20 protein-coding genes are annotated in these 19,153 nt (G+C 60.4%); 12 read left to right on the forward strand and 8 right to left on the reverse strand.

All coding sequences use genetic code 11. From position 1 onward, the window contains the following. Positions 1–6 precede the first annotated feature (6 nt). A complete protein-coding gene (locus AC1DK3_RS13150) occupies positions 7–1,005 on the reverse strand; it encodes an AAA family ATPase (protein WP_477192631.1) in 999 nt (332 codons plus the stop codon). Positions 1,006–1,193: 188 nt separating this feature from the next. Between AC1DK3_RS13150 and AC1DK3_RS13155 the strand changes: the two genes are divergently transcribed. From AC1DK3_RS13155 to AC1DK3_RS13170, 4 genes are all read left to right on the forward strand, one after another. Further along, positions 1,194–1,832, forward strand: coding sequence for a DUF1285 domain-containing protein (locus AC1DK3_RS13155; protein ID WP_477192632.1), 639 nt, complete (start codon positions 1,194–1,196; stop codon positions 1,830–1,832). 199 nt (positions 1,833–2,031) lie between these two features. After that, positions 2,032–2,616, forward strand: coding sequence for a hypothetical protein (locus AC1DK3_RS13160; protein WP_477192633.1), 585 nt, complete (start codon positions 2,032–2,034; stop codon positions 2,614–2,616). Beyond that, the gene (locus AC1DK3_RS13165; protein ID WP_477192634.1) at positions 2,613–3,548 is read left to right on the forward strand and encodes a ParA family protein; all 936 of its coding nucleotides are present in this window, start codon (positions 2,613–2,615) and stop codon (positions 3,546–3,548) included. The genes AC1DK3_RS13160 and AC1DK3_RS13165 overlap by 4 nt, the downstream gene beginning before the upstream one ends. Further along, complete coding sequence (locus tag AC1DK3_RS13170; RefSeq protein ID WP_477192635.1) at positions 3,496–3,834, forward strand: hypothetical protein; 339 nt, start codon at positions 3,496–3,498, stop codon at positions 3,832–3,834. The genes AC1DK3_RS13165 and AC1DK3_RS13170 overlap by 53 nt, the downstream gene beginning before the upstream one ends. Before the next feature lie 307 nt (positions 3,835–4,141). Here the strand turns inward: AC1DK3_RS13170 and AC1DK3_RS13175 are convergent, their stop codons facing one another. After that, a complete protein-coding gene (locus tag AC1DK3_RS13175) occupies positions 4,142–4,945 on the reverse strand; it encodes an outer membrane protein (protein ID WP_477192636.1) in 804 nt (267 codons plus the stop codon). 474 nt (positions 4,946–5,419) lie between these two features. On the opposite strand from AC1DK3_RS13175, the gene AC1DK3_RS13180 reads away from it, so the two are divergent. Then, positions 5,420–5,797, forward strand: a complete 378-nt coding sequence (locus AC1DK3_RS13180; protein ID WP_477192637.1) for a hypothetical protein — start codon at positions 5,420–5,422, stop codon at positions 5,795–5,797. Positions 5,798–5,845: 48 nt separating this feature from the next. Further along, the gene (locus AC1DK3_RS13185; protein WP_477192638.1) at positions 5,846–6,157 is read left to right on the forward strand and encodes a PsiF family protein; all 312 of its coding nucleotides are present in this window, start codon (positions 5,846–5,848) and stop codon (positions 6,155–6,157) included. A gap of 91 nt (positions 6,158–6,248) precedes the next feature. Here AC1DK3_RS13185 and AC1DK3_RS13190 read toward each other — a convergent pair whose 3' ends face one another. The 4 genes from AC1DK3_RS13190 to AC1DK3_RS13205 form a co-directional block, all read right to left on the reverse strand. After that, the gene (locus AC1DK3_RS13190) at positions 6,249–7,892 is read right to left on the reverse strand and encodes an arylsulfatase (RefSeq protein WP_477192639.1); all 1,644 of its coding nucleotides are present in this window, start codon (positions 7,890–7,892) and stop codon (positions 6,249–6,251) included. Between the two features lie 484 nt (positions 7,893–8,376). Then, positions 8,377–9,201: a GlcG/HbpS family heme-binding protein gene (locus AC1DK3_RS13195; protein WP_477192640.1), complete on the reverse strand. Its 825-nt coding sequence runs from the start codon at positions 9,199–9,201 to the stop codon at positions 8,377–8,379. Positions 9,202–9,680: 479 nt separating this feature from the next. Then, complete coding sequence (locus AC1DK3_RS13200) at positions 9,681–10,058, reverse strand: DUF930 domain-containing protein (RefSeq protein ID WP_477192641.1); 378 nt, start codon at positions 10,056–10,058, stop codon at positions 9,681–9,683. A gap of 204 nt (positions 10,059–10,262) precedes the next feature. Beyond that, complete coding sequence (locus AC1DK3_RS13205) at positions 10,263–10,646, reverse strand: TIGR02300 family protein (protein ID WP_477192642.1); 384 nt, start codon at positions 10,644–10,646, stop codon at positions 10,263–10,265. Positions 10,647–11,236: 590 nt separating this feature from the next. On the opposite strand from AC1DK3_RS13205, the gene AC1DK3_RS13210 reads away from it, so the two are divergent. Beyond that, a complete protein-coding gene (locus tag AC1DK3_RS13210; protein ID WP_477192643.1) occupies positions 11,237–12,208 on the forward strand; it encodes a sensor histidine kinase in 972 nt (323 codons plus the stop codon). Positions 12,209–12,521: 313 nt separating this feature from the next. Here AC1DK3_RS13210 and AC1DK3_RS13215 read toward each other — a convergent pair whose 3' ends face one another. Then, entirely contained in the window at positions 12,522–12,809 is a 288-nt protein-coding gene (locus tag AC1DK3_RS13215; RefSeq protein WP_477192644.1) for an usg protein, read from the reverse strand. A 219-nt stretch (positions 12,810–13,028) separates the two neighbouring features. Between AC1DK3_RS13215 and AC1DK3_RS13220 the strand changes: the two genes are divergently transcribed. The 5 genes from AC1DK3_RS13220 (at position 13,029) to AC1DK3_RS13240 (ending at position 18,344) form a co-directional block, all read left to right on the forward strand. Further along, the gene (locus tag AC1DK3_RS13220; protein ID WP_477192645.1) at positions 13,029–13,667 is read left to right on the forward strand and encodes a MarC family protein; all 639 of its coding nucleotides are present in this window, start codon (positions 13,029–13,031) and stop codon (positions 13,665–13,667) included. A gap of 127 nt (positions 13,668–13,794) precedes the next feature. Further along, the gene (locus AC1DK3_RS13225; protein ID WP_477192646.1) at positions 13,795–14,217 is read left to right on the forward strand and encodes an adhesin; all 423 of its coding nucleotides are present in this window, start codon (positions 13,795–13,797) and stop codon (positions 14,215–14,217) included. Between the two features lie 72 nt (positions 14,218–14,289). Further along, a complete protein-coding gene (locus tag AC1DK3_RS13230; protein ID WP_477192647.1) occupies positions 14,290–14,829 on the forward strand; it encodes an N-acetyltransferase family protein in 540 nt (179 codons plus the stop codon). A 129-nt stretch (positions 14,830–14,958) separates the two neighbouring features. Next, a complete protein-coding gene (locus AC1DK3_RS13235) occupies positions 14,959–16,092 on the forward strand; it encodes a metallophosphoesterase family protein (RefSeq protein WP_477192648.1) in 1,134 nt (377 codons plus the stop codon). After that, positions 16,089–18,344, forward strand: coding sequence for an ATP-binding protein (locus tag AC1DK3_RS13240; protein WP_477192649.1), 2,256 nt, complete (start codon positions 16,089–16,091; stop codon positions 18,342–18,344). Before AC1DK3_RS13235 ends, AC1DK3_RS13240 begins: the two co-directional genes overlap by 4 nt. Before the next feature lie 63 nt (positions 18,345–18,407). On the opposite strand, the gene AC1DK3_RS13245 is transcribed toward AC1DK3_RS13240, so the two are convergent. Beyond that, positions 18,408–18,941 carry a bactofilin family protein gene (locus AC1DK3_RS13245; RefSeq protein ID WP_477192650.1) on the reverse strand — a complete coding sequence of 178 codons (534 nt, stop codon included), beginning with the start codon at positions 18,939–18,941 and terminating at the stop codon, positions 18,408–18,410. Between the last annotated feature and the right edge of the window lie 212 nt (positions 18,942–19,153).

Here is a 19,153-nt window from a genome sequence, read left to right on the forward strand (position 1 = left end):
CGTGCACTACTCCACGGCCGCTGCGAGACGGGCGATGATATGGCTGAGGTCTTCACCTTCGGCGCGGGCGGCGAACGTCAGCGCCATGCGGTGCTTCAGGATCGGCTCGGCGAGCGCGATGACGTCATCGACGGACGGTGCGAGGCGGCCATCGATGAGCGCTTTCGCGCGCACTGCAAGCATCAGCGCCTGGCTGGCGCGGGGTCCCGGACCCCAGGCGACAAAGCGGTCGGTGTCGCTGTTCGCGCCGGTGCCAGGACGGGCGGAGCGCACGAGCTTCAGGATCGCTTCGACGACTTTATCGGGCACGGGGATCTGGCGGACGAGACGCTGCGTCGCCATCAATTCCTGCGCGGAGAGGACGGCTTCGAGCTTCGGCGTTTCGGTGCCGGTCGTCGCGTATAGCATGCGGCGCTCGGCGGCGAGATCGGGATAGCTGACGTCGACCTGCAGCAGGAACCGGTCGAGCTGCGCTTCGGGAAGCGGATACGTGCCTTCCTGCTCGAGCGGGTTCTGGGTCGCGAGCACGTGGAACGGCGCGGGCGTATCGTGGCGCTGGCCGGCGACGGTGACGTGATGCTCCTGCATCGCCTGCAGCAGCGCCGACTGCGTCTTCGGAGACGCGCGGTTGATTTCGTCGGCCATCAGCAGCTGCGTGAAGATTGGGCCTTTGATGAAGCGGAACGAGCGGCCACGGCCGGGCTCGTCCTCCAGCACTTCGGAGCCGATAATGTCCGACGGCATCAGGTCGGGCGTAAACTGAATGCGCTTGGCGTCGAGGCCCAGCACCTTGCCGAGCGTTTCGACGAGCAGCGTTTTCGCGAGGCCCGGAACACCGATGAGCAGCGCGTGTCCGCCCGAGAGGATCGTGATGAGCGTGCGCTCGATCACCTGATCCTGTCCGAAAATGACGGATGCGGCCGCCTTGTGCGCGCGTTGCACGCGTTCGGCAGCGGCTTCGAGCCGCGGCACGATATCGGTGTGAGTTTCGACGACAGTGCTCATAAGGGAGGCCTCGCGCGGCAGCTTCTTGTCATTCTTGGTGGCAAAAACGCCTTGGGAAACAACGGCCGAGGAAGGGCGTTCCCGGCGGTGGCGTGAACCTAGACGATCCTGCCCGGCCCTCATAGGGTCAAGTGAACGTTACGTTAGGATGTTGCACTCTTTGAGGCCCGCGATTGCGCGGAACGTAAATGGCGAATGAAAAATCGGAAGTTAGCCGTCTGAACGTCGAGTCTGATGCACATCAGTCGCAGCCGTCGGCGGGCCTCGAAGCGCTGCTGCGGGCCGCTTCAGAGGGCGCAACTCAAGGCGGGGGGCCGGGCGGCGAGAAGAGCATCAGACCTGTGGAAAAGTGGAACCCGCCGTACTGCGGCGACATCGGCATGAAGATCCGCCGCGACGGCACCTGGATGTACCAGGGCAGCCCGATCGGACGCATCGCGCTCGTCGAGCTCTTCGCCTCGATCCTCCGGAAGGACGACGACGGCCGGACCTATCTCGTGACGCCCGCCGAGAAGGTCGACGTCGAGGTGGAGGATGCGCCGTTCCTCGCCGTCGAGATGGCGGCGGAGGGCGAAGGCCGTGCGCGGACGATTACGCTTCGAACGAACGTCGATGATGTGGTGACGGTGGATGCCGAGCATCCGCTGCGTTTCGTGCGCACGGAGCCGGATGGTGGGCTGAAGCCGTATGTGCTCGTGCGCGGGAGGTTGGAGGCGCTCTGTACGCGTGCGGTTTATGCGGAGTTGGTGGAGTTGGCGGAGGCGGGTGACGCGGCTGGGGATGCGGTTGGTGTGTGGAGTGGGGGGACGTGGTGGGGGATGGGGTGAGGGGGGAATAATGGATGATGTTTTTGCTCTCTAACGAATGGAGAGCGGTGCAAATAGGATATCGCCGCGACTTCGATTGATCGAGCAATTGCCAAATATACGCTGACCCCCTCTGGCATACTGACCGTTTGAAGGGTACACGTGAAGTTGCGTGGGAGTTTGGTGTAATCTCATCCTGTGTAGTGGGGCGTAGCGGAGTATGCAGGATTCTGCAGAGTTAGAATTTCGCTACGAACAAGAGCTCGAGGATGGTCTCGCCCGATTTCTTGATGGGCCATTTGTGCACAATGCAACCACGCCATTCCGTGGCAGCGCAAAAATCGTTGCCAATACTGCGCGCGGCGGCCCCCGATCCGGGAAGTGGACTCAGCCGGATCTTACCCTTGTTGCGATCCAAAAACTTTCAATTCAGAAACGCATTGAACTCGAGCTTTTCTCGTTCGAATTGAAGCGCGCTGGCGATAGCAATGTTGACAGCGTATTCGAGGCGGTGGCTCACACGCGTTGGACCCATTACGCTTATTTGGCTTGGCATCAGCCGTCTGGGAATTTCATCCCACCTGAAAAGAAAAAGGACGTTGAAACGAACTGTCGGGCTCATGGTATCGGTTTGATAGTGTTTTCCGATCCGTTGCTCGCTGCGTCTTATGACATCCTGCTCGCTCCGACGCGAAAATCCCCGCACCCCGTGGATGTCGAAGACTATTTGGAAAAAAGGCTAAAGAAACCCGATCTTGATGCTTTGAAATCGCGCATTTGTGAGTTGGAGTTGAATCTATCATGAAAACGATTGTCGTCTTCAATATGCGGGGAGGAATTGGAAAGACGACGCTAGCGGTAACGCTCGCTGAAAGTTTGGCGCAGTACGGAAAGTTGAAGGTATTGCTTGCCGACGCCGATCCTCAGCGCAGTGCCTCACATCGACTGTGTGCGCTGGCGGAGGTTGATGCTTGCAGCAAACCTAGCAGCGGTCGGAATTTGAGCAAGTATCTTTCTGATGCCATGGTGAGAAATAGCCTGCCAGAAGGGTCCGGATATATCACAGAACGATGTGGCACCATACACGGGCATGGTCAGGTCGACGTATTGATGGGCTCGCATGATACGCTCGATGCCGACCGCCACTTTGCCGGTCGTTGCATGACAGACGGAGACAAGTATGTTTTTGCAAAGCTCGGCAGCGCATTCGAAAATCTTGCTCGGTCTTCCAACTATGATGTCCTGGTCATTGATTCACCGCCTGGACTCTCGACCCTTGTCCAAGGTGCGCTTGGTGTGGCCGATCTTCTGTTAGTTCCGATGGCAGCTCTTAGTACGTCCGAACTGCTTTACGGGAGCACACAGCGGCAAATTGAAAAACATCTCCACACCACTGGGGCTGCCGTGCCACCCGCTCTGATCGTTGCAACTATGTATGAAGCTGCCAATAGAAGCTTTCTTGACCGCGTTCGCTTGTATTTCAAATCGCCGTTAAAGCTGAAAAAGCAAAAGTCGCTGGCTGATCATGAGCTATTTAGCTCTGAAGACGGTGAGACGATTAAGGAAAAGTACGGAGCTGCTGAGAAGGAGCTTAAGGAAATTTCGCTGACTGTGCTCAATCGCCTAGGCCTATCTCTAGGTAACGAAGTCAGGCCTACGCCGAAGGGCAAAAGGGAGACTACAAATGTCCGAAAAGGCAGTCGAGGTGGCGCAGGCGTTCCTGCAAGAACTCATTGAGATAGTAGGTGAGAAGCCTGCGCTGGCCAAAAGACTGGTTGAGGCTATCGAATACCGCCTTGTTTCTATTCCGATCGATCCTCTTGTTGTCTATCGGGAAGAGGGGCAAGACGGAACGCGAAAAAAGCTAGGAAAATTGAACGCCGATGCACTTCGTGTACTTATCCGTCAACATCACATTCCTTGCAAAGATATCGGGAGGCGTAAGAAGCCTGAGTTGATAGATGTAGTTTTGGGCTACGCCGCTAACACCGATTTAGGTAATGCAGCTGAAGCTGCCGAATGAAAGCTTAAGCAGTACATCTTTGCGTTGTCGACTTCCGGTCCGGGAGCTGGCGGTCCGCGCGGTGCGCAATTCAATTTTGTCCAGTCTTACGCTGGATCCACGCGGCTCCGTTTTGCGCTAGCGACTCCCGTTCCGCGAGCCGGCCGCCAGCGCTGTGTGCCGCGCTCGGTCGAGTATGACGGGGGTCGTTGCTCAGCCGTTCGATGATCACGCAGGCGCGGAAGAGCGGCCGTTGGAGCGGCATGGTGCAACGTGCGTACCGTGCAGCCGAGACGCAGTGTCCGGGCGGCACGTCCACGACGTCAAACTAGAAATTGAACCCGAGGCCCGCCGTTCCCAGATGGTACGACGTATCGCCGAAGCGATCCGTCCAGGCGGTGGTCTGAACATGGGTGTCATAGACGGTCGGCCCGAAGGTCTGATCGGTGGAGCCGACGTACAGGTAGCGATACTCGCCGAACACGTAGGCGTTGCTGCTAAGGGCGACGCGAACACCGGCCTTGGCTTGTGCCGCGAAGGTCCAGGCAGATGAATCGGGGCCGGAGTTGAAGTGGTTGATGCCAGCTTCCGCCGGGGCGGTCTGGAGGGAATTCGCGCCATCGATGGAGACGCGGGCGCCGCCGATGCCGCCGCCGATATAGGGCGTCACGCCCGGATAGGACGTCGGAAAGCTCAAAACCAGATTTGCCAGAATAACGGAGCTGCTCATCGGGAAAGAGTCGTCGAACGTATGCTCTGGAAGCCGGTCAGTAGGATTTTGCAGCGTCGCGCGCCGGGTCCCGTTGGCGAGATAGAGACCTTCGATCTCGAAGGCGGGCAGCACCAACGAGCCGTGCGCAAATTCATAACCGATCTGCCCGCCGACAAACCCGACACCGCCGCTGCCGGTCCGCCCCCTAGCATTGACGGCTAATTGACCTCCGGCGATCTCGGGAAAAAAGGCCGTGCCGAGTTGGGTGACGTCAGTGGCGGTGCTGAAGCCTCCGCCGCCGAAAGCGCCGACGTAGACACCACGGGCCGGCGCGGCTTGTCCCGGCAGCTGCCTATCGGCCGCGTCGGCCGGGGCCGCCACAAAACTCGCGATGATCGCTAGCGTCAGTTTGAACCGCACAGCCGCTCCCCCTTTGATGACAGGCCCGAATCGAATCTGCTCCGTACGAGGCTATTGCAGCTTGGTCACGAGTTCACGGCATTGTTGTTGGCACACACTTCAATCGTGCGCGCATGCCGGTGGGCATCGCTGCCCCCGGGGCGGCCGAGCGGACCTCGAGCGCGTCCCTCGACGATTGGGCTCGCGACAGCATGCTGCCGCTCCACCGGGAGCAATCGGAGATTTCCTGAGCGCCTCTCGGTTCGGCCGGGAATGCGGGAGCGGAAGTGCGGGTGCGTCAGCAAAAGACGTTTCCAAGCAAAACGATGACTGGATCCTGAACGGTCTGTGAACTGTCTATTCCGAAACGGTTCAACCGAACGCGCGCAAATTGCGCTGCGTCGGGTGGCGTCGCGTTTCAATAATCCGGACAAGCAAAAGCGCGAGGACGCCGCTGCGCTAACGCATTCAACGCGTCTCCATGGAGAGAGTGTCGTGAATAAGATTTTTCCCGCTATCGCTCTAGCCGCTGGTATCACCGCAACGGCGATGTCCGCGGCTTACGCTTATGAGTACAATTCTCACATCCGCACAGATTGGAACGACATTCGCCCGGATCGCGCCGCAATCGCGCGTGATGTGCGCCATGTCGATGAAGAACGCCAGGAGCTCAGCGATGCGCGCCGCCATGCGCGCTGGGCGTGGTCGCACAGTGAAATCTGGGCCGCCCACGCGGCCGGGGAAAATGCCCGCGAAGAGGCCGTCGAGCTTCGCGGAGCGGAGCAAAAGTTCAATCGGGACGTGACGGACATTCGTCGCGACCGCGAGGACCTCAGCGAAGACTACCGCTCTCGACACGGGTGGTGGAACTGACGAGTCGTGCAACGTAACTGATCTGAAAAGAGCTAAAGGAATTACGAGATGAAATCTTTGACGATGATGCTGGCGGCCGTTGCGATTGCGGCCACATCGACTGGGGCTTTTGCGGCAGATTCGAAATCCAAGCCGAAGACGCCTCAATCGATCGAATGCTCGAAACAGGCCGACGCAAAGGGCTTGCACGGCAAGGAGCGTGTCAAATTCCGCGCTCAGTGCAAAAAGGACTTGAAAGGGAAATCGGCGGCTGGCTCCTCGACTGCGACGACGCCAGCGGCTGCGGCCGATAAGTCCAGCACGACATCGGCGCCAGCGAAAGCCGGCGATTCAGCGGCTGGCAACAAGACGCAAAATTGACTCGGTTGATTTGTGATCGGCGACACCCCTTCGGGGAGCCGGCCGCCGATCACTCTTGCCGTTGCGCCGGCCGCCGATTGCGTTGGCTGCGTCACTGGCCTGTGCCTTTGCTTGCGGCTTCGGCCTGCGCCATACGCTTCTGCATTTCCGCTTTGACGGCGTCTAGGTTGAAGCTCGCACCTCGCTGCATCGGCGGGAAATCGATGAACGTCTGAAGCTCCTTGCCGACGATCTGCTGGACGAACACGAAGCGCCAGAACTGATACTTGAACCAATCGAAGTATTGCTGTCCGCCTTCTTTCGTTCCGCTCTCCGGCCAGCCTGTGCGTTCGAAGGGATCGAGGCGCAGGTTGGTAATGTAGGGGATGTCGGGGTGCGTTTTTTGTCCCACCCAACCTTGTGGCTGATCGATGAAGCGGAACTTGTAGTCGTCGATGCGCACCGCACCGACCGTGCTTTCGCCGAGATAGAAAATCTCGTGACGCGCGGAGGGGCCCTTGCCGGTGACGCAATCGAGCTGGTTGTAGCCGTCCAGATGGTTCTTGTAGGTGCGGTCGCCGATCTGCTTACCCTTCAGTAATTCTTCCGTGATGTTCGGATTGCCGGCGGCGGCGACGAACGTCGGAAACCAGTCGAGGCCGGAAAAAATTCCGTTCTGCACGGAGTCCGCCGGTACATGGCCGGGCCAGCGAGCAATCGCCGGTACGCGGAAGCCGCCTTCGAGAACGGTTCCCTTCGACTGTGCGAACGGCGTTTGACCGCCATCGGGCCACGTGAAGACTTCGGTGCCGTTGTCGGTCGTGAAGACGACGATGGTGTTATCGTCGACACCCAGGTCCTTGAGCTTCTGCATCACGAGACCGACGTCGTCGTCGAGCTGAGCCATGCCAGCTTCCTCTTCCGACCAGCCATTCTCGGAATTGCGCATCGCCTCATATTTGGGAGAGAGATGGGTGACGATGTGCATGCGCGTCGGGTTGAGCCAGACGAAGAACGGCTTGCCGTCCTTTTTGGCTTTATCCATGAAGTTTATCGCGAGGTCGCGGATCTCGTTGTCGACCGTTTCCATGCGCTTGGGATAGAGCGTGCCTGCGTCTTCGATCCGCTGTTTGCCGATCTTGCCCCAACGCGGCATCTCGGTCTGATCGTCGACGTCTGTCGCCCAGCTGTGGACCATGTTGCGCGGGCCGACGACGTTCAGCAGGTTCTGCGGATAGTTGGGATGGGCCGGGTCTTCCATGGCATCGAGATGATACAAGTAACCGAAGAATTCATCGAAGCCGTGGACGGTCGGGAGGAACTCGTTCCTGTCGCCGAGGTGGTTCTTGCCGAATTGGCCCGTGGCGTAGCCCATCGATTTCAGTGCCGTTGCGATGGTCACGGCCTCGGCGGGGAGGCCGATCGCTGCGCCCGCCTGGCCGACCGTCGTCATGCCGGTGCGTATCGGAAGTTCGCCGGTGATGAAATTAGCGCGACCCGCCGTGCAACTCGCCTCGGCATAATAGTCCGTGAACAGCATGCCTTCCTTGGCCATCTTGTCGAGGTTCGGCGTTCGCCCGGCCATCAGTCCCCGGTGATAAGCGCCGATGTTCCACATGCCTATGTCGTCGCCCATGATGACGACGATGTTGGGCTGGGATTGGGCGTGCGCGGGTGAGGCAGAGAGTGCCGGGAGCGCGAGCGCGGATGCTGCAATGAGTGGCGTCAGTTTGCTGAGTTTTTGAAAATCGAACATGGAATAACTCCTGTTCCGTCAAACCATTTGTGCGGGAAAAATTGTCTCGCCTTCCGTCGGGCGAGAAGGACGCTGCTACTGAAATGTCGGCGGTATAACGCTGCTCCAGTCTCCCGGAACACGTGGTCACCATGTCCGTCCAATTGGGTCCGTCCAATTGACTCGAATACGGTGAAGCTCGGCTCCAAGAGCGCGGACGCCAAATGCTTATGACGTTGAAACGGAGTGCGCTCGGACTCGATTCAATTCGAATTAATCAACCGTTGCGGCCGCAGATCAAACTGTACCGAGCAGCGCCGTAGCTGCGTTCGTTGCATCTCTGAGCCGACAGAAACGGGTTCAGTTTGGCGCCGAAGGTGGGGGCTGATCGTGCGTTCGAGGATGAGGGATGGTCGCGCGCTGGTCGGTATGAAAATCGAGCGGCCGCCTTTGTGGCGAACCGCTCGCTGCCCTCTCTCGTATTCAAACGATCAATTTCAAACGGTCAATGCGATGAGGCGATCGAAACGTGGCGGATCGGATCGAGCGCGGCGGGGTTGCCGGTGTTGATGCATTTCGGATGTCCAAAGCCGCTGGTGCTCGGTCCTGGCACCGGTGACGGCGCTGCGACCTGCGATGTCGGGATGTCGAAGATGATGTTGTCCGGCCGGTTAGGATCGCCGGAAACGCCTGAGGGTACGTAGTCGAGTTTCAGCACGTGGCGCAGTTCCCAAGCGACGAAGTGGTCGCGGCACGAGGTGTCGCCGCTAACGCCGACGCCCCCGATGATCGTTCCGCTGCCATCGTAAAGCGCGAGGCCGCCGCCGAAGACGTTGACGCCGCCGATTTTGCCGCCGACCATCGGATCATTCGACGTGCCGATAAGGCGTGAATCGCCGCCGTACGCGACGTTTGTGTTGACGGGGTTGCTTTCCTGCAGGCCGAAAAGGCTTCCACCCGGCTGCACGGCCGAGAAGAGGTTCGCCGTCGAAAGCGCGAGCTTGTTGAGGCTGAACGCATTCGCGGTGTTGGCCTTTTGCGCCGAGATCACGCGGCTTCCGGGCCATTGCGCGCCGCGGTCGTCACCTTGAAATGCGACGGCGCAGACGATGCCGTCGCGGTTGACGACCGTCGCCCAGTTGAGCAGCTGCAGCCCATTCAAGGCTTTTGGATCGGTCGCTGCTGCAATGAGGCTGGCTCGCAGCGCCGAAACGCTGGGAAGCCCGGCACACGCTCGCCTAATATCGAACGAAGCGTCCGTCGCATGCGCGACGCCTACGGGAGCGCTGAGTAAGGCTAAAACGCATGCTGCAATTTTTGGAGCTTTCACTGGCAATCTCCTTGCGCAATATATCTGGCGTATTGGTTTTTCGTCATAATCAGTACGCGCCATTATTCGCCGCGACGCCGCTTTCAGGCTTGGGCGAGACTGAACGAACATGGTTCATCGTGCACTCGGCGTGCACTTGGTTCGCGGGCTGTTTTGCGAAAGGCTAGGGCGGTGTGGCGGGGCCGGGATGCTAGACCCAAGCGGCCCGTATGAGGGCGGCCGTGGATAGTTGCCTGTTCGTCGACAAAGTATTTCGAGATATCGCGAAGTTTATGCTCGCCCGCCGCAAAAGATATTCCCGGGTACCAGGAGCGTGCTGTAATCGGCCGCGCGCTGTTCAAGCGATAGCCGGTGGGCACGCTCGCGCAAGCTCGTAAATGCGAGCTATTTCTTTTTGCGCGCTGGGATGCCGATGCCGGCGTTAGGAAGGATGTCGAGCACTGTCTCGGATGGCGGCATCGCGCCGCCGCTCGCCAGCGTCACTTCCACAGGCCGAGGTCTTCCCATTCGCTTTCGGGAATTTCGGGGCCGACTTCGTAGGTGAACGACGTCGCCTTCATTTGCTCATTCGTGACGGCGCACGTGAACTTCAGCTGATACCAGCGATTATTGGCGCGGACGGCGCCGCCGTTCGCGACGACCGTCGTGCCGTCGAATTTTGCACGCGAGAGGATGCTCGTTTTCACGCGATCGACGTGCCGCAACTTCTTCGAGCGCTTGATATCGTCGATGCCCTTCAGGATGCAGGCCTGATGTGCGCGCTCCTCCGGATCAAGCTTGAGCAGAGATTGGTCAATCGACGCGGCGCTTGCGGGAGAGATCAGTCCAATCAAAATCAGAAAAAGCCAGCGCTGCATTCGTCCTCCGTCCGTGCCTGGAACTGCCTCCAACTTTTCGGCAAAAAATCTGCCGAGACGAAGGCGCAGTTCCTCGGGCTCCTTATGCCCAGAGAGCATACGGAGCGTCACGTTCTTTTTTGGTTTGCCGGGGTTGTTCGATTTGGAAGCGGAGAGGTCCTTCGGCGATCCGGTGTGGCATCGCCGAAGGACGAATGTGAGCGCTTACGTTTCGTCGCTGGTGTGGGCCGGGTCGATGACGTCGTCGGTCGTCGGTTCGGTGTCGTCGTCTTCGATGAGGATGTTCGCCGCGTCGGCACTGTCATCCTCGGTTTCCTCGACGTCGATCTCGGTTTCAACGCCAGCTTCGGCTTCCTCAGCCTCCGGAGCGGCTTGGGTCAGCTTATAGACCTTGCCGCGGGTGCGCTTGCCGACTTCCATTTCGAAGGTGTGGCGGGTGCTGGCGGCCATCGGCTCGAAAGTGACGCCGCAATAGGGGCAATCCGTTGGCGAGCGGTTCAGATCATAAAAGCGTTCGCCGCATTCGTCGTTGCTGCACGTGTGTTTTGTGCCGCGTGCCGCATGCATCTGAGCTGCGCTAGTGGACATTCGTCGGATCCTCGCTGGGGTTGGTTGGTGCTTTTCGAGCACCCGCAAAGCGAGATGCACACCGTGTTAAAATTGGTCGTCCGGGTTAGTCGAGTATTTTCGGATAAGTCATCGTGGACGCCGGTTGGTGGACGGCGTGTTGCCGATCCAGATCGTGGAACCGGTCGGCGAATATGCGTCTCTATCGGTGTAGCCGCGATGTCTGCGTTGCGACTTCTGCGCTGCCGGCCTCGGTGGGCGTCAGCTCCAATTATGCCGGCGGCGCCTCGGGCTGTTCTTGGCGAGGCCGATCGAACTGCCGAATAGTGTGTGGCGACCGTACCGGAAGTGCGCCAATAAAGCAACTTCACGCCCCCTTGGGACCTGGAGAGGCGATTTAAGGGTGGTTCCCGCAGAATGGTCGCTGACGGCGATCGGATGGTGAGGAAGTCACCGTGCCAGGGGTGAGCGCAGCTTTCAGGAAATGTTAGTCAAGGTGGCGAACCTGCTGTGTTATCGATGTCTTTTGAACGATTTTTGCTCAGGCGCGTTTTCTGCCCATGCAAGGATGGATTTCGACAGTTCACCGAGCCGCCAATGCTTCGCGGAGGATGCCCGTTGCAGTTCGTTATGTAGCGACCGTGGTGCTCGTGGCTTTGACCGTCTGGTTGCAGATGACGTTCGGCGAAGAGGCGGGCAATCGATATCCGTTCCTGGCGTTCATCCCGGTGATTTTCGTCTGCGGCGCGTTGCTCGACCGGGGCAACGGCTTTTTCGCGACGACGCTCAGCGCGCTGGCGGTTTCGTATTATTTTTTATACCCGCGCTATTCGCTTGCCGTCGTCAACCCTTCAGACCAGGCGGCTGTGGTACTGTTCGTCGTGATCGGATTTGCGATCTCGTCGGTCGTCGAAGCTTTGCATGTCGGTCTGGTGTCATTGGCGATCCAGCATGAAACAGCGAGCGAGGCGGTGCGGGAACGCAATCTGCTGCTCAACGAGCTTTCTCACCGTACGCGGAATGATTTCGCAAACGTCGTGACGCTGCTGAACTTGCAAGCGCGGACGGCGAACGAAGAAGCGAAGGAGGCGCTGGTATCCGCGGCCGAGCGCGTACAGACGATTGCGCGGGTGCATCGGCGTTTGGAGCTTCGCGACGATCACGTGGTGGTCGATACGAAATCGTACATCGGCGAATTGTGCGCTGACCTCCGGCTGTCGCGACTCGCGATGCGCCCCATTGCAATCGAGTGCAATGCTGAAAGCCACTCGGTCAGTTTGGAAAAGGCAGTTCCGCTCGGGCTGATTATCAACGAATCCGTCACCAACGCCACGAAGCACGCTTTTCCCGGCCAACGGCATGGCAGCATCGTCGTGGATTTTCGGCGGGCAGGAGACGTCTATAAGCTCGTTGTCGCGGACAATGGTGTGGGTCAGGGCGACGGGCCGGAATCGGAAAAGTCTGGCATCGGTAATCGCCTGATGGGGATGCTCGCGGCGCAGCTCGGCAGTAAGATCGAAGTCGAACCTCGCTCGCCGGGGACTGCAATCGTCGTCACGATCCCGGTGAAGACCGTGAAATAAAAAAAGGCAGCACATTCGCGCTGCCTCGAGTTTCGGAGTCCTTGGGGATTCCCCAGTGAGCTTTGAGCCTAAACCCAAGCCGGCCGGAAACAGAACTTACGCTTTCGTAAAGTGGCTTGTGGGCCGGTCTGCCCGTTCGCGGCGGTTGAGCCCGAAGGGACTGACCTGATGCAACGAAACGCGCAGACTGGCGCAGCTCCGGGACGATTGAACTCGTTCCACTTCGCGCGCGACGCGGCGCGCGATCCCCCGTTTCCGAACTCGGCGCCGCCATCATCGAAAAGGCGGACTGCTTTTAATGCGATCTCGCTTCCTAGTGCAGCTTGATCTCCGTTCCGATCAACCTGAGCTCGGCCGGGCGGATCAGCTTCGAATGCGCGACGGTCACGCGGTAGAGCTGGCCCTCGAGCTTTGCTGTCCAGAAGTCGAGAAAGGATTTGAGCTTTGGAAAGCGCGGCGCGGAGTCGTATTCCTGCCAGATATAGCTTTGGATGAGCGACGGATGATCCGGAAGACGATAAAGGATCTCGGCAGTCGTCAGACTGAACCCAGCGAGCTGGGCTTTGAAACCATTGTCGCAAGACATTTCACGTTCGGTCACGTAGCAATCTCCTTTCTATTAGGTGATTGGGCGCCCTCCCTGAAACGACGATGATCACGCGAGATTCGTTCCGTGTCCATAATGATTGTTGGCCAATTCTAATTGTTAGCAGGCGACCAAATCGAGTGCTTGGATTTGTCGCCGTAGCGTTGGGCAAAGCGCTGCCTTGCTGTGCAGCTCTGCGTTTTGCTTCGGTGTCTGTTGCGGCGTTGGAGGCGCATGACAATGGTTGAGATGGCGCTCAAAAGCTTTCTGACATTTTTCGTAACGATCGGACCGATCGAAGCGGCGGTGCTGTTTGCGACGCTGACGCCGAAGATGCCTTACGACGTGCGCCGAGGCATCGCCATTCGCGCGACGCTCATCGCATCGTGCATTCTCGCGGTTTTCACGCTGTTCGGCGATCCGATCCTGAGTGAACTCGGCGTATCGCTCGCGGCGTTGCAAGCCGCCGGAGGAATTATCCTGCTGCTGATCGCGCTGGATATGATTTTTGCGAGGCCGGGGGGCGCGATCAAGCTCACGCCGCCCGAAGGCGCGGAGGCTCAGACGAAGGACGACATTGCTGTTTTTCCGCTAGCGACTCCGTTGATCGCGGGGCCGGGCGCAATGAGCGCCGGCATTTTGCTGACGGCGAACGCGCATGGCGAGCCGCTCGGCGTTGCAATCGTGACGGCGTCACTCGCCGCGGTGATGGTCATAACGCTTGTGCTGCTCATGCTCGCGAATGAACTCAATCACCTGCTCGGCGTCACGGCGCAACGCGTGCTTATCCGCGTGTTTGGCATTCTGCTTGCGGCGATCGCCATGCAGGCTGTTTTCAACGGCATAGGCGCCTCGGGGCTTATTCCTCGCTGAGCGCGAAAGAAGCTGCTGGGTTTTCCAAAAGCTGGCAGCCGTTAGGGCGGCATTAACGCCCAGATGTTTCAATCTCGGACAGTTCTTGGGTTTTGTAGCGTTTGTGGCGTTGTCGAAGGCGTGTTCCATGTTCGCGTTATCCAGCGGCCGACGGCCGGTCGAAGTCCTGCGCGCGGTCCTATTCCCGCTGATGGCCGGAGTGGTTCCGATCTCAGCGGCGGGATGCGCTACCGACAATCAGGCCTATTACGCGGGCTCGCCGCCTCCGGCTTATGTCGCGCAAGCACCAACCGTCCAGATGGAAGCGGACGGTCTGCCCGTGCAGGCAGCTCCGTCGACTCGTATCCGGGCGATGCCGGATGATCCGAACGAGCCCTTTAGCCCCAACTACGGCGGCGCCAATCCGGCAGACCGGCGTTCCGCGCCGGCGACTGTGAATAGACCGAACGACACGGCATTGACGTCGATGCCAATGCCCGTTGCAATTCCGGCCGATCTGCCCCCGTCGTTTCGCAGACAACTTGTTGCAGCCGTCGACGCCGCCGGGTAGATGCGTGCGCTAGGGGGATGTTTTTATCGGGGTTGCCCTCGTCCAAACGCCATTGCGTGACAAGCGAGAGCAATGTCCGAATCCGTGACCATCCACCGTTTGCTCGACGCCGGTCCGACGCCTGAAATCGAGCGCGGCATCGACGCTATCTTCTTTGAATCGAGCAATACGAAATCGTTCGAGAGCGAGCCGGCTCGGGCAGCGTTCCGGGAGCGGTGGCTCGGGAGCTATCTGCGGCACGATCCGCAATTCGGGTATCTGGCGCTGAGGCCGTCGGGAGAGGTCGCCGGTTATCTCGTCGGGGCCATCGAGGATCCGGCGCTGGCGCCTCGCTTCGCCGATATCGAGCTGTTCACAACGCTTCGCGAGCAGACGAAGAAATTCCCCGCGCACCTGCATGTAAACATCGCGCCGGATTTTCGAAATCGCGGCATCGGCGGGCGGTTGGTCGATCGCTTCGTAGCCGATGCCAAGGTTCACGGGTCGCCGGGCGTGCACGTCGTCACGGGGGCTGGCTCGCCCAATATCAGCTTCTACAACCGGAACGGGTTCGCCGAGATCGCCCGCGCGGGGACGAGCGGGCAGCTGCTCTTCTTGGGCCGCACGCTCTAACTTGGGCTGCGCGCGCTGGCTTGAGCTGCGCGTGCTGGCAAAGTTATCCACACGCCCAGCCCTCGTCCAAAAATGGCCGCGCCCATAGATGCCTTGAAGTTGACGGACGAAGCGGCGAAACCTCGCGCCATGACCTTCCGCTTCATCCATTCCTCTGACTGGCACCTCGCAAAACCGTTTCGCCGCTTCGAGCCGGGGCTCGCGGGCGAGCTGGCCGCTGCGCGGCTCGGAATTATCGGACGGCTTGCAAAGATCGCGCGCGAGCGTGGCGCGCGGCATGTTCTGGTCGCGGGAGACGTTTTCGATTCCGAATTGATCGCGACGCTCGAGATCCGGCGTGCGCTCGCGCAACTCGCCGAGGAAAGCGATGTGACTTGGCTGCTCCTGCCGGGCAATCACGATCCCTTACGCTTGAGCGGCGTGTGGGATCAGGTCTCGCGACTTGGTCTGCCGCCGAACGTTTCCGTGCTTTCCAGTGCGACGCCTCATGTGCTTGCCAGCGATGCGGTGCTGTTGCCTTCACCGGTAACGTCGAAAGATCCTGGGCGCGATGTCACCGAATGGATGGACGCGGCCCAGACCCCGCCGGGTGCCGCCCGCATCGGGCTCGCGCATGGCTCCGTTCGCGGCTTCGGCAGTGACGACGACGCGGCCCTGCGTTTGGCGCCCGATCGCGCGAAACGCGCGGGACTCGCGTATCTGGCGCTCGGCGATTGGCATGGCGCGGCGCGTGTTTCGACTGAGACCTGGTATTCGGGAACGCCGGAACCGGATCAATTTCCTGACAACGAGCCGGGCTTTGCGCTTGCCGTTACGGTCGACGGCGCGCAGCTGGTTGCGGTCGATAAGGTGCCGACAGCGGAGTTCACCTGGCTGAAGTTCGACCGGACCGTTCACTCGTCCGCCGATCTCGGCGCGATCGAACGCGATGTCCGGATCGCGGCTTCGACGCTCGGTAAGACCTTGCTTCGGCTCTCTCTTGGCGGGCATCTTTCGCTTGCGGATCGCGCGGCGCTCGATGTGTGGCGGGAAGAATGGTCGGCGCGGTTGCGCCGGTTCGAAATCGACGACAAAGCGCTGACGGTTACGTCCGGCTCCACGGATTTCGAGAGTCTCGGTCTCGCGGGGGCCCTGTTGGACGCGGCACGACATTTGGCTCAGGTGAGTTCAGATCCGGCAAATCCGGAACGGGACGCTGCCGCAACGGCGCTGCTTCGGCTCGCGGGCTTCGCGGCTGAAGGCCGGCGCGAGGCGGGCCCGTGAAGATCCTCGCCCTCCGCGTCGCGGCATTCAGACGATTTGGCGAGCCGGTTGCCATCGAAACATTCAGCGACGGCGTGAACGTTCTCTGCGGACCCAACGAGATGGGTAAGTCGACGATGTTTCACGCGCTCGAAGCAGCATTTCTCACGCGCCACAAAGTGAGCGGCGGTGCACTGGAGGCAATGCGGCCGTATGGGGGAGGCGAGCCCCTGGTCGAAGTCGACTTCGAAGCGCAGGATCGCCGCTGGCGTATTCGCAAACAGTTCGGACGCGGAGCGAGCGCTCTTTTGAGCGATCTCGATTCCGCGACGATCGTCGCGCGCAACGCCGAGGCCGAAGAGCGCCTTGCCGAGCTGACCGGCAGAAGCAGCGACCTTCCCGGGAGCTTCGGCTTGGTCTGGGTTCGTCAGAAGCAGACGTTGTCGCTGCCTGAGCCCGACATCGATTCCGCTGGCAAAGTGAAGGATCGTGGCGAGAGGGCCATTCTCAGGGACGTGATCGGCCGCGAAATCGAAACGGCCGCATTCGATGCGGCTTTCGAGGGCGTGCGCGATCGAACCAAGCGTGCGCTCGATCTGCTGCTGACGCCGTCGAGAGCTGGCATCAAGAAAGACGGACCGCTTTACGTCGCGCAGCAGCTTCGCGACGACGCCAAAAAGGAGCGCGACGAGACGCGGGTTATCGCTCAGGCCGCAGAGCAGCGGCTCAACGACATCGTGGAGATGACGAAGCGGCTTGGCGAACTGGAAGCCGAGGCGCAATCGAATGCGTCCGGTTCGGGGACCGTGGTGCTAGAGGCGCGGCGCGCGGCTGCCATCGACACGCGGTCTCAGCGGGATCTTGCACGGGAGACGATGCGCGCGCGGGAAGCGGAACACGCTACTGCGTTGGGTGCGCTGGCATCGCGTAAGAAATTGGCTGAATCGCTCGATCAGAAGCGCGCCGGCTACGCCACGGCGCTCGAACTCAGCCGGCAGATCGCCACGTGGACATCGGAGATCGAAGCCGATCCGGCGCTTCCGCGCGTGATCGATCGGCTCGACGTTGTGGAACGGGAACGTGCCGTCGCCGAAGCCGAGCTTTCAGGGCACGCCGCAACAGTCGATATCGCGGTCGAAGACGGCGGCCGGGGGCGCATCGAGATCGGCGGGTCGCCGCTTCAAGAGAGCCGCAGTTTCGCGGTCGTCGAGCCGCTCGAAATTCGGATTCCTGGGATAGCGGCGATTTCGATTTCGACGGCGCATGCTGCACGCGGCGCGGAACTTCGCGCAAAGAGTGGAGCGGCGACGCGCGAAATCGAGGACGTGCTGAAGCGTCTCGGCGTCGCGACAGCCGAACAAGCGCGCGACCGGGCTGCGGCACGCACGAAGAAGCAGGCGGATCTCGCCGCGGCGCGCGCCCGGCTCTCCGATCTTGCGCCGCGCGGAGCGGATGTGCTCGCGAGCGACATTGTGCAGATCGAGGCGGAGTTGGGGGCAGTGGATCAAGCCCCACTGTCGGAAGCTGACGTCGAACGTTTGAAGTCGGTCGCCATGGACGCTCGTCTAACGTTCAACGCGCTCAGTGCGCAGGCGATGGACGACGACGACTTCCGCAAGCTCGACAGCGAAATCTCGGCAGCTCGAAAGAACGAAGAACATCGCAGAAACGAGATTGGGCGCCTGCGCGATGAGCTTGCGCACGCAAAAGGCGCGCAGCAGGCGAGCGACGAAAACGGCCGGGCGGGCGAACTTGCGGCGCGCGAAGGCGAACTCGAGCGCGCGGAAGCCGAGGCGCAGCGGCTTCGGCATGAGGCGGAAGCGTTGCGGCTTTTGGAGCGAACGCTCGCCGCTATCGAAGCCCAAGCGAAGGCTGCTTATTCGGCCCCAATCTCACGCCGGCTCGGTGGGCATCTCGAGCGGGTGTTCGGGACGTCGGAGCTGACATTTCGCGATGATTTCGCTGTCGATGCCTTGCGGCGTGCTGCCGGCGCCGAGAACGTCACCGCGCTTTCCGACGGTACGCGCGAGCAGCTCTCGATCCTGGTGCGCCTGACGTTTGCGGAAATACTCGCCGAGAGCGGACGGGGCGTGCCTCTCGTGGTCGACGATCCGCTGGCCTACTCGGACGACGCGCGTCTCGCGGCCGTATGCGGGGAGCTTGCAGCCGCCAGCAGCGTTCCGCAGATCATCGTTCTGACGTGTCGCGAGAGAGCTTTCGAAATCCTTCCCGGCCGTCGACTCACAGTTACAAACTGGCGGCCGGAAAGGTAAGTTAAGGCCTTTAGGGGGAAAGGCCTTGGGGGTTTGAGAGGGTTTAGTCGGTAGTGACGGGTATTAATTCGGAAGTTCGGGCGGCAGCCTCGGCGGCACGACAAAGCCGATCGGCTCGGATTTCGGAGCCGCGATCGTACGCGGGTCTTCCTTGGTACGGCGCGACTTGCCTTCGAACAGAGCGCCCTGCTCGATGGACAGCGACTGGTGGAAAATATCGCCTTCGACTTGGCTGGTCGTCTGCAGCATGACGCGGCGTCCGCGTACCGATCCGACGACGTGGCCGCGGACGATGACTTCTTCACCGGAGATGCTGCCGGTGACCGTCGCGTGTTCGCCGACGACGACATTGCTGCCTTGGATGTCACCCTCGACGATGCCGTCGACTTGGACTTCGCCCTTGCAGATGAGATTGCCGGTTATGGTCAGGTCCGTGCCAATCACCGAAACGGATTTTGGTCCTTCGGTCGTGGCGGCGCGGGGCACGGTCAGAAAGGGGCGCGGCTGGAAGGCTGGTGCGGCGCTCGCTTCAGCGGCAGAGGCGGTCGGCTGCGATCTCGAGGAAACGGCCTCGGTACGGCGAAAATTAGGCAACATATGGTCTTCCCCTCTAACACAACATAAGCAACGACCCGCGCCCGAAGCGGCCTCAACGCATTACGTTATTCAAACGTGCGGCGAGCGCGTTTGATTCGGGTAGCATTTTTGGCGGCCCAATCCACCGTGGAGCGTAACAATTTCCACCGGAAACTCTCTGCATTGCTGCAGATGGCATATTCTTGGTGGAGAAGTGTGGCGGAAGATCAACG

It is taken from the genome of Hyphomicrobium sp. 01T421, from assembly GCF_056398805.1.

Excerpts from the sequence above, each read along its gene's own strand:
- AC1DK3_RS13150 (WP_477192631.1), bottom strand. The coding sequence starts at position 1,005 with ATGAGCACTGTCGTCGAAACTCACACCGATATCGTGCCGCGGCTCGAA.
- AC1DK3_RS13155 (WP_477192632.1), top strand. The coding sequence starts at position 1,194 with ATGGCGAATGAAAAATCGGAAGTTAGCCGTCTGAACGTCGAGTCTGAT.
- AC1DK3_RS13160 (WP_477192633.1), top strand. The coding sequence starts at position 2,032 with ATGCAGGATTCTGCAGAGTTAGAATTTCGCTACGAACAAGAGCTCGAG.
- AC1DK3_RS13165 (WP_477192634.1), top strand. The coding sequence starts at position 2,613 with ATGAAAACGATTGTCGTCTTCAATATGCGGGGAGGAATTGGAAAGACG.
- AC1DK3_RS13170 (WP_477192635.1), top strand. The coding sequence starts at position 3,496 with ATGTCCGAAAAGGCAGTCGAGGTGGCGCAGGCGTTCCTGCAAGAACTC.
- AC1DK3_RS13185 (WP_477192638.1), top strand. The coding sequence starts at position 5,846 with ATGAAATCTTTGACGATGATGCTGGCGGCCGTTGCGATTGCGGCCACA.
- AC1DK3_RS13190 (WP_477192639.1), bottom strand. The coding sequence starts at position 7,892 with ATGTTCGATTTTCAAAAACTCAGCAAACTGACGCCACTCATTGCAGCA.
- AC1DK3_RS13200 (WP_477192641.1), bottom strand. The coding sequence starts at position 10,058 with ATGCAGCGCTGGCTTTTTCTGATTTTGATTGGACTGATCTCTCCCGCA.
- AC1DK3_RS13205 (WP_477192642.1), bottom strand. The coding sequence starts at position 10,646 with ATGTCCACTAGCGCAGCTCAGATGCATGCGGCACGCGGCACAAAACAC.
- AC1DK3_RS13210 (WP_477192643.1), top strand. The coding sequence starts at position 11,237 with ATGCCCGTTGCAGTTCGTTATGTAGCGACCGTGGTGCTCGTGGCTTTG.
- AC1DK3_RS13220 (WP_477192645.1), top strand. The coding sequence starts at position 13,029 with ATGACAATGGTTGAGATGGCGCTCAAAAGCTTTCTGACATTTTTCGTA.
- AC1DK3_RS13225 (WP_477192646.1), top strand. The coding sequence starts at position 13,795 with ATGTTCGCGTTATCCAGCGGCCGACGGCCGGTCGAAGTCCTGCGCGCG.
- AC1DK3_RS13230 (WP_477192647.1), top strand. The coding sequence starts at position 14,290 with ATGTCCGAATCCGTGACCATCCACCGTTTGCTCGACGCCGGTCCGACG.
- AC1DK3_RS13235 (WP_477192648.1), top strand. The coding sequence starts at position 14,959 with ATGACCTTCCGCTTCATCCATTCCTCTGACTGGCACCTCGCAAAACCG.
- AC1DK3_RS13245 (WP_477192650.1), bottom strand. The coding sequence starts at position 18,941 with ATGTTGCCTAATTTTCGCCGTACCGAGGCCGTTTCCTCGAGATCGCAG.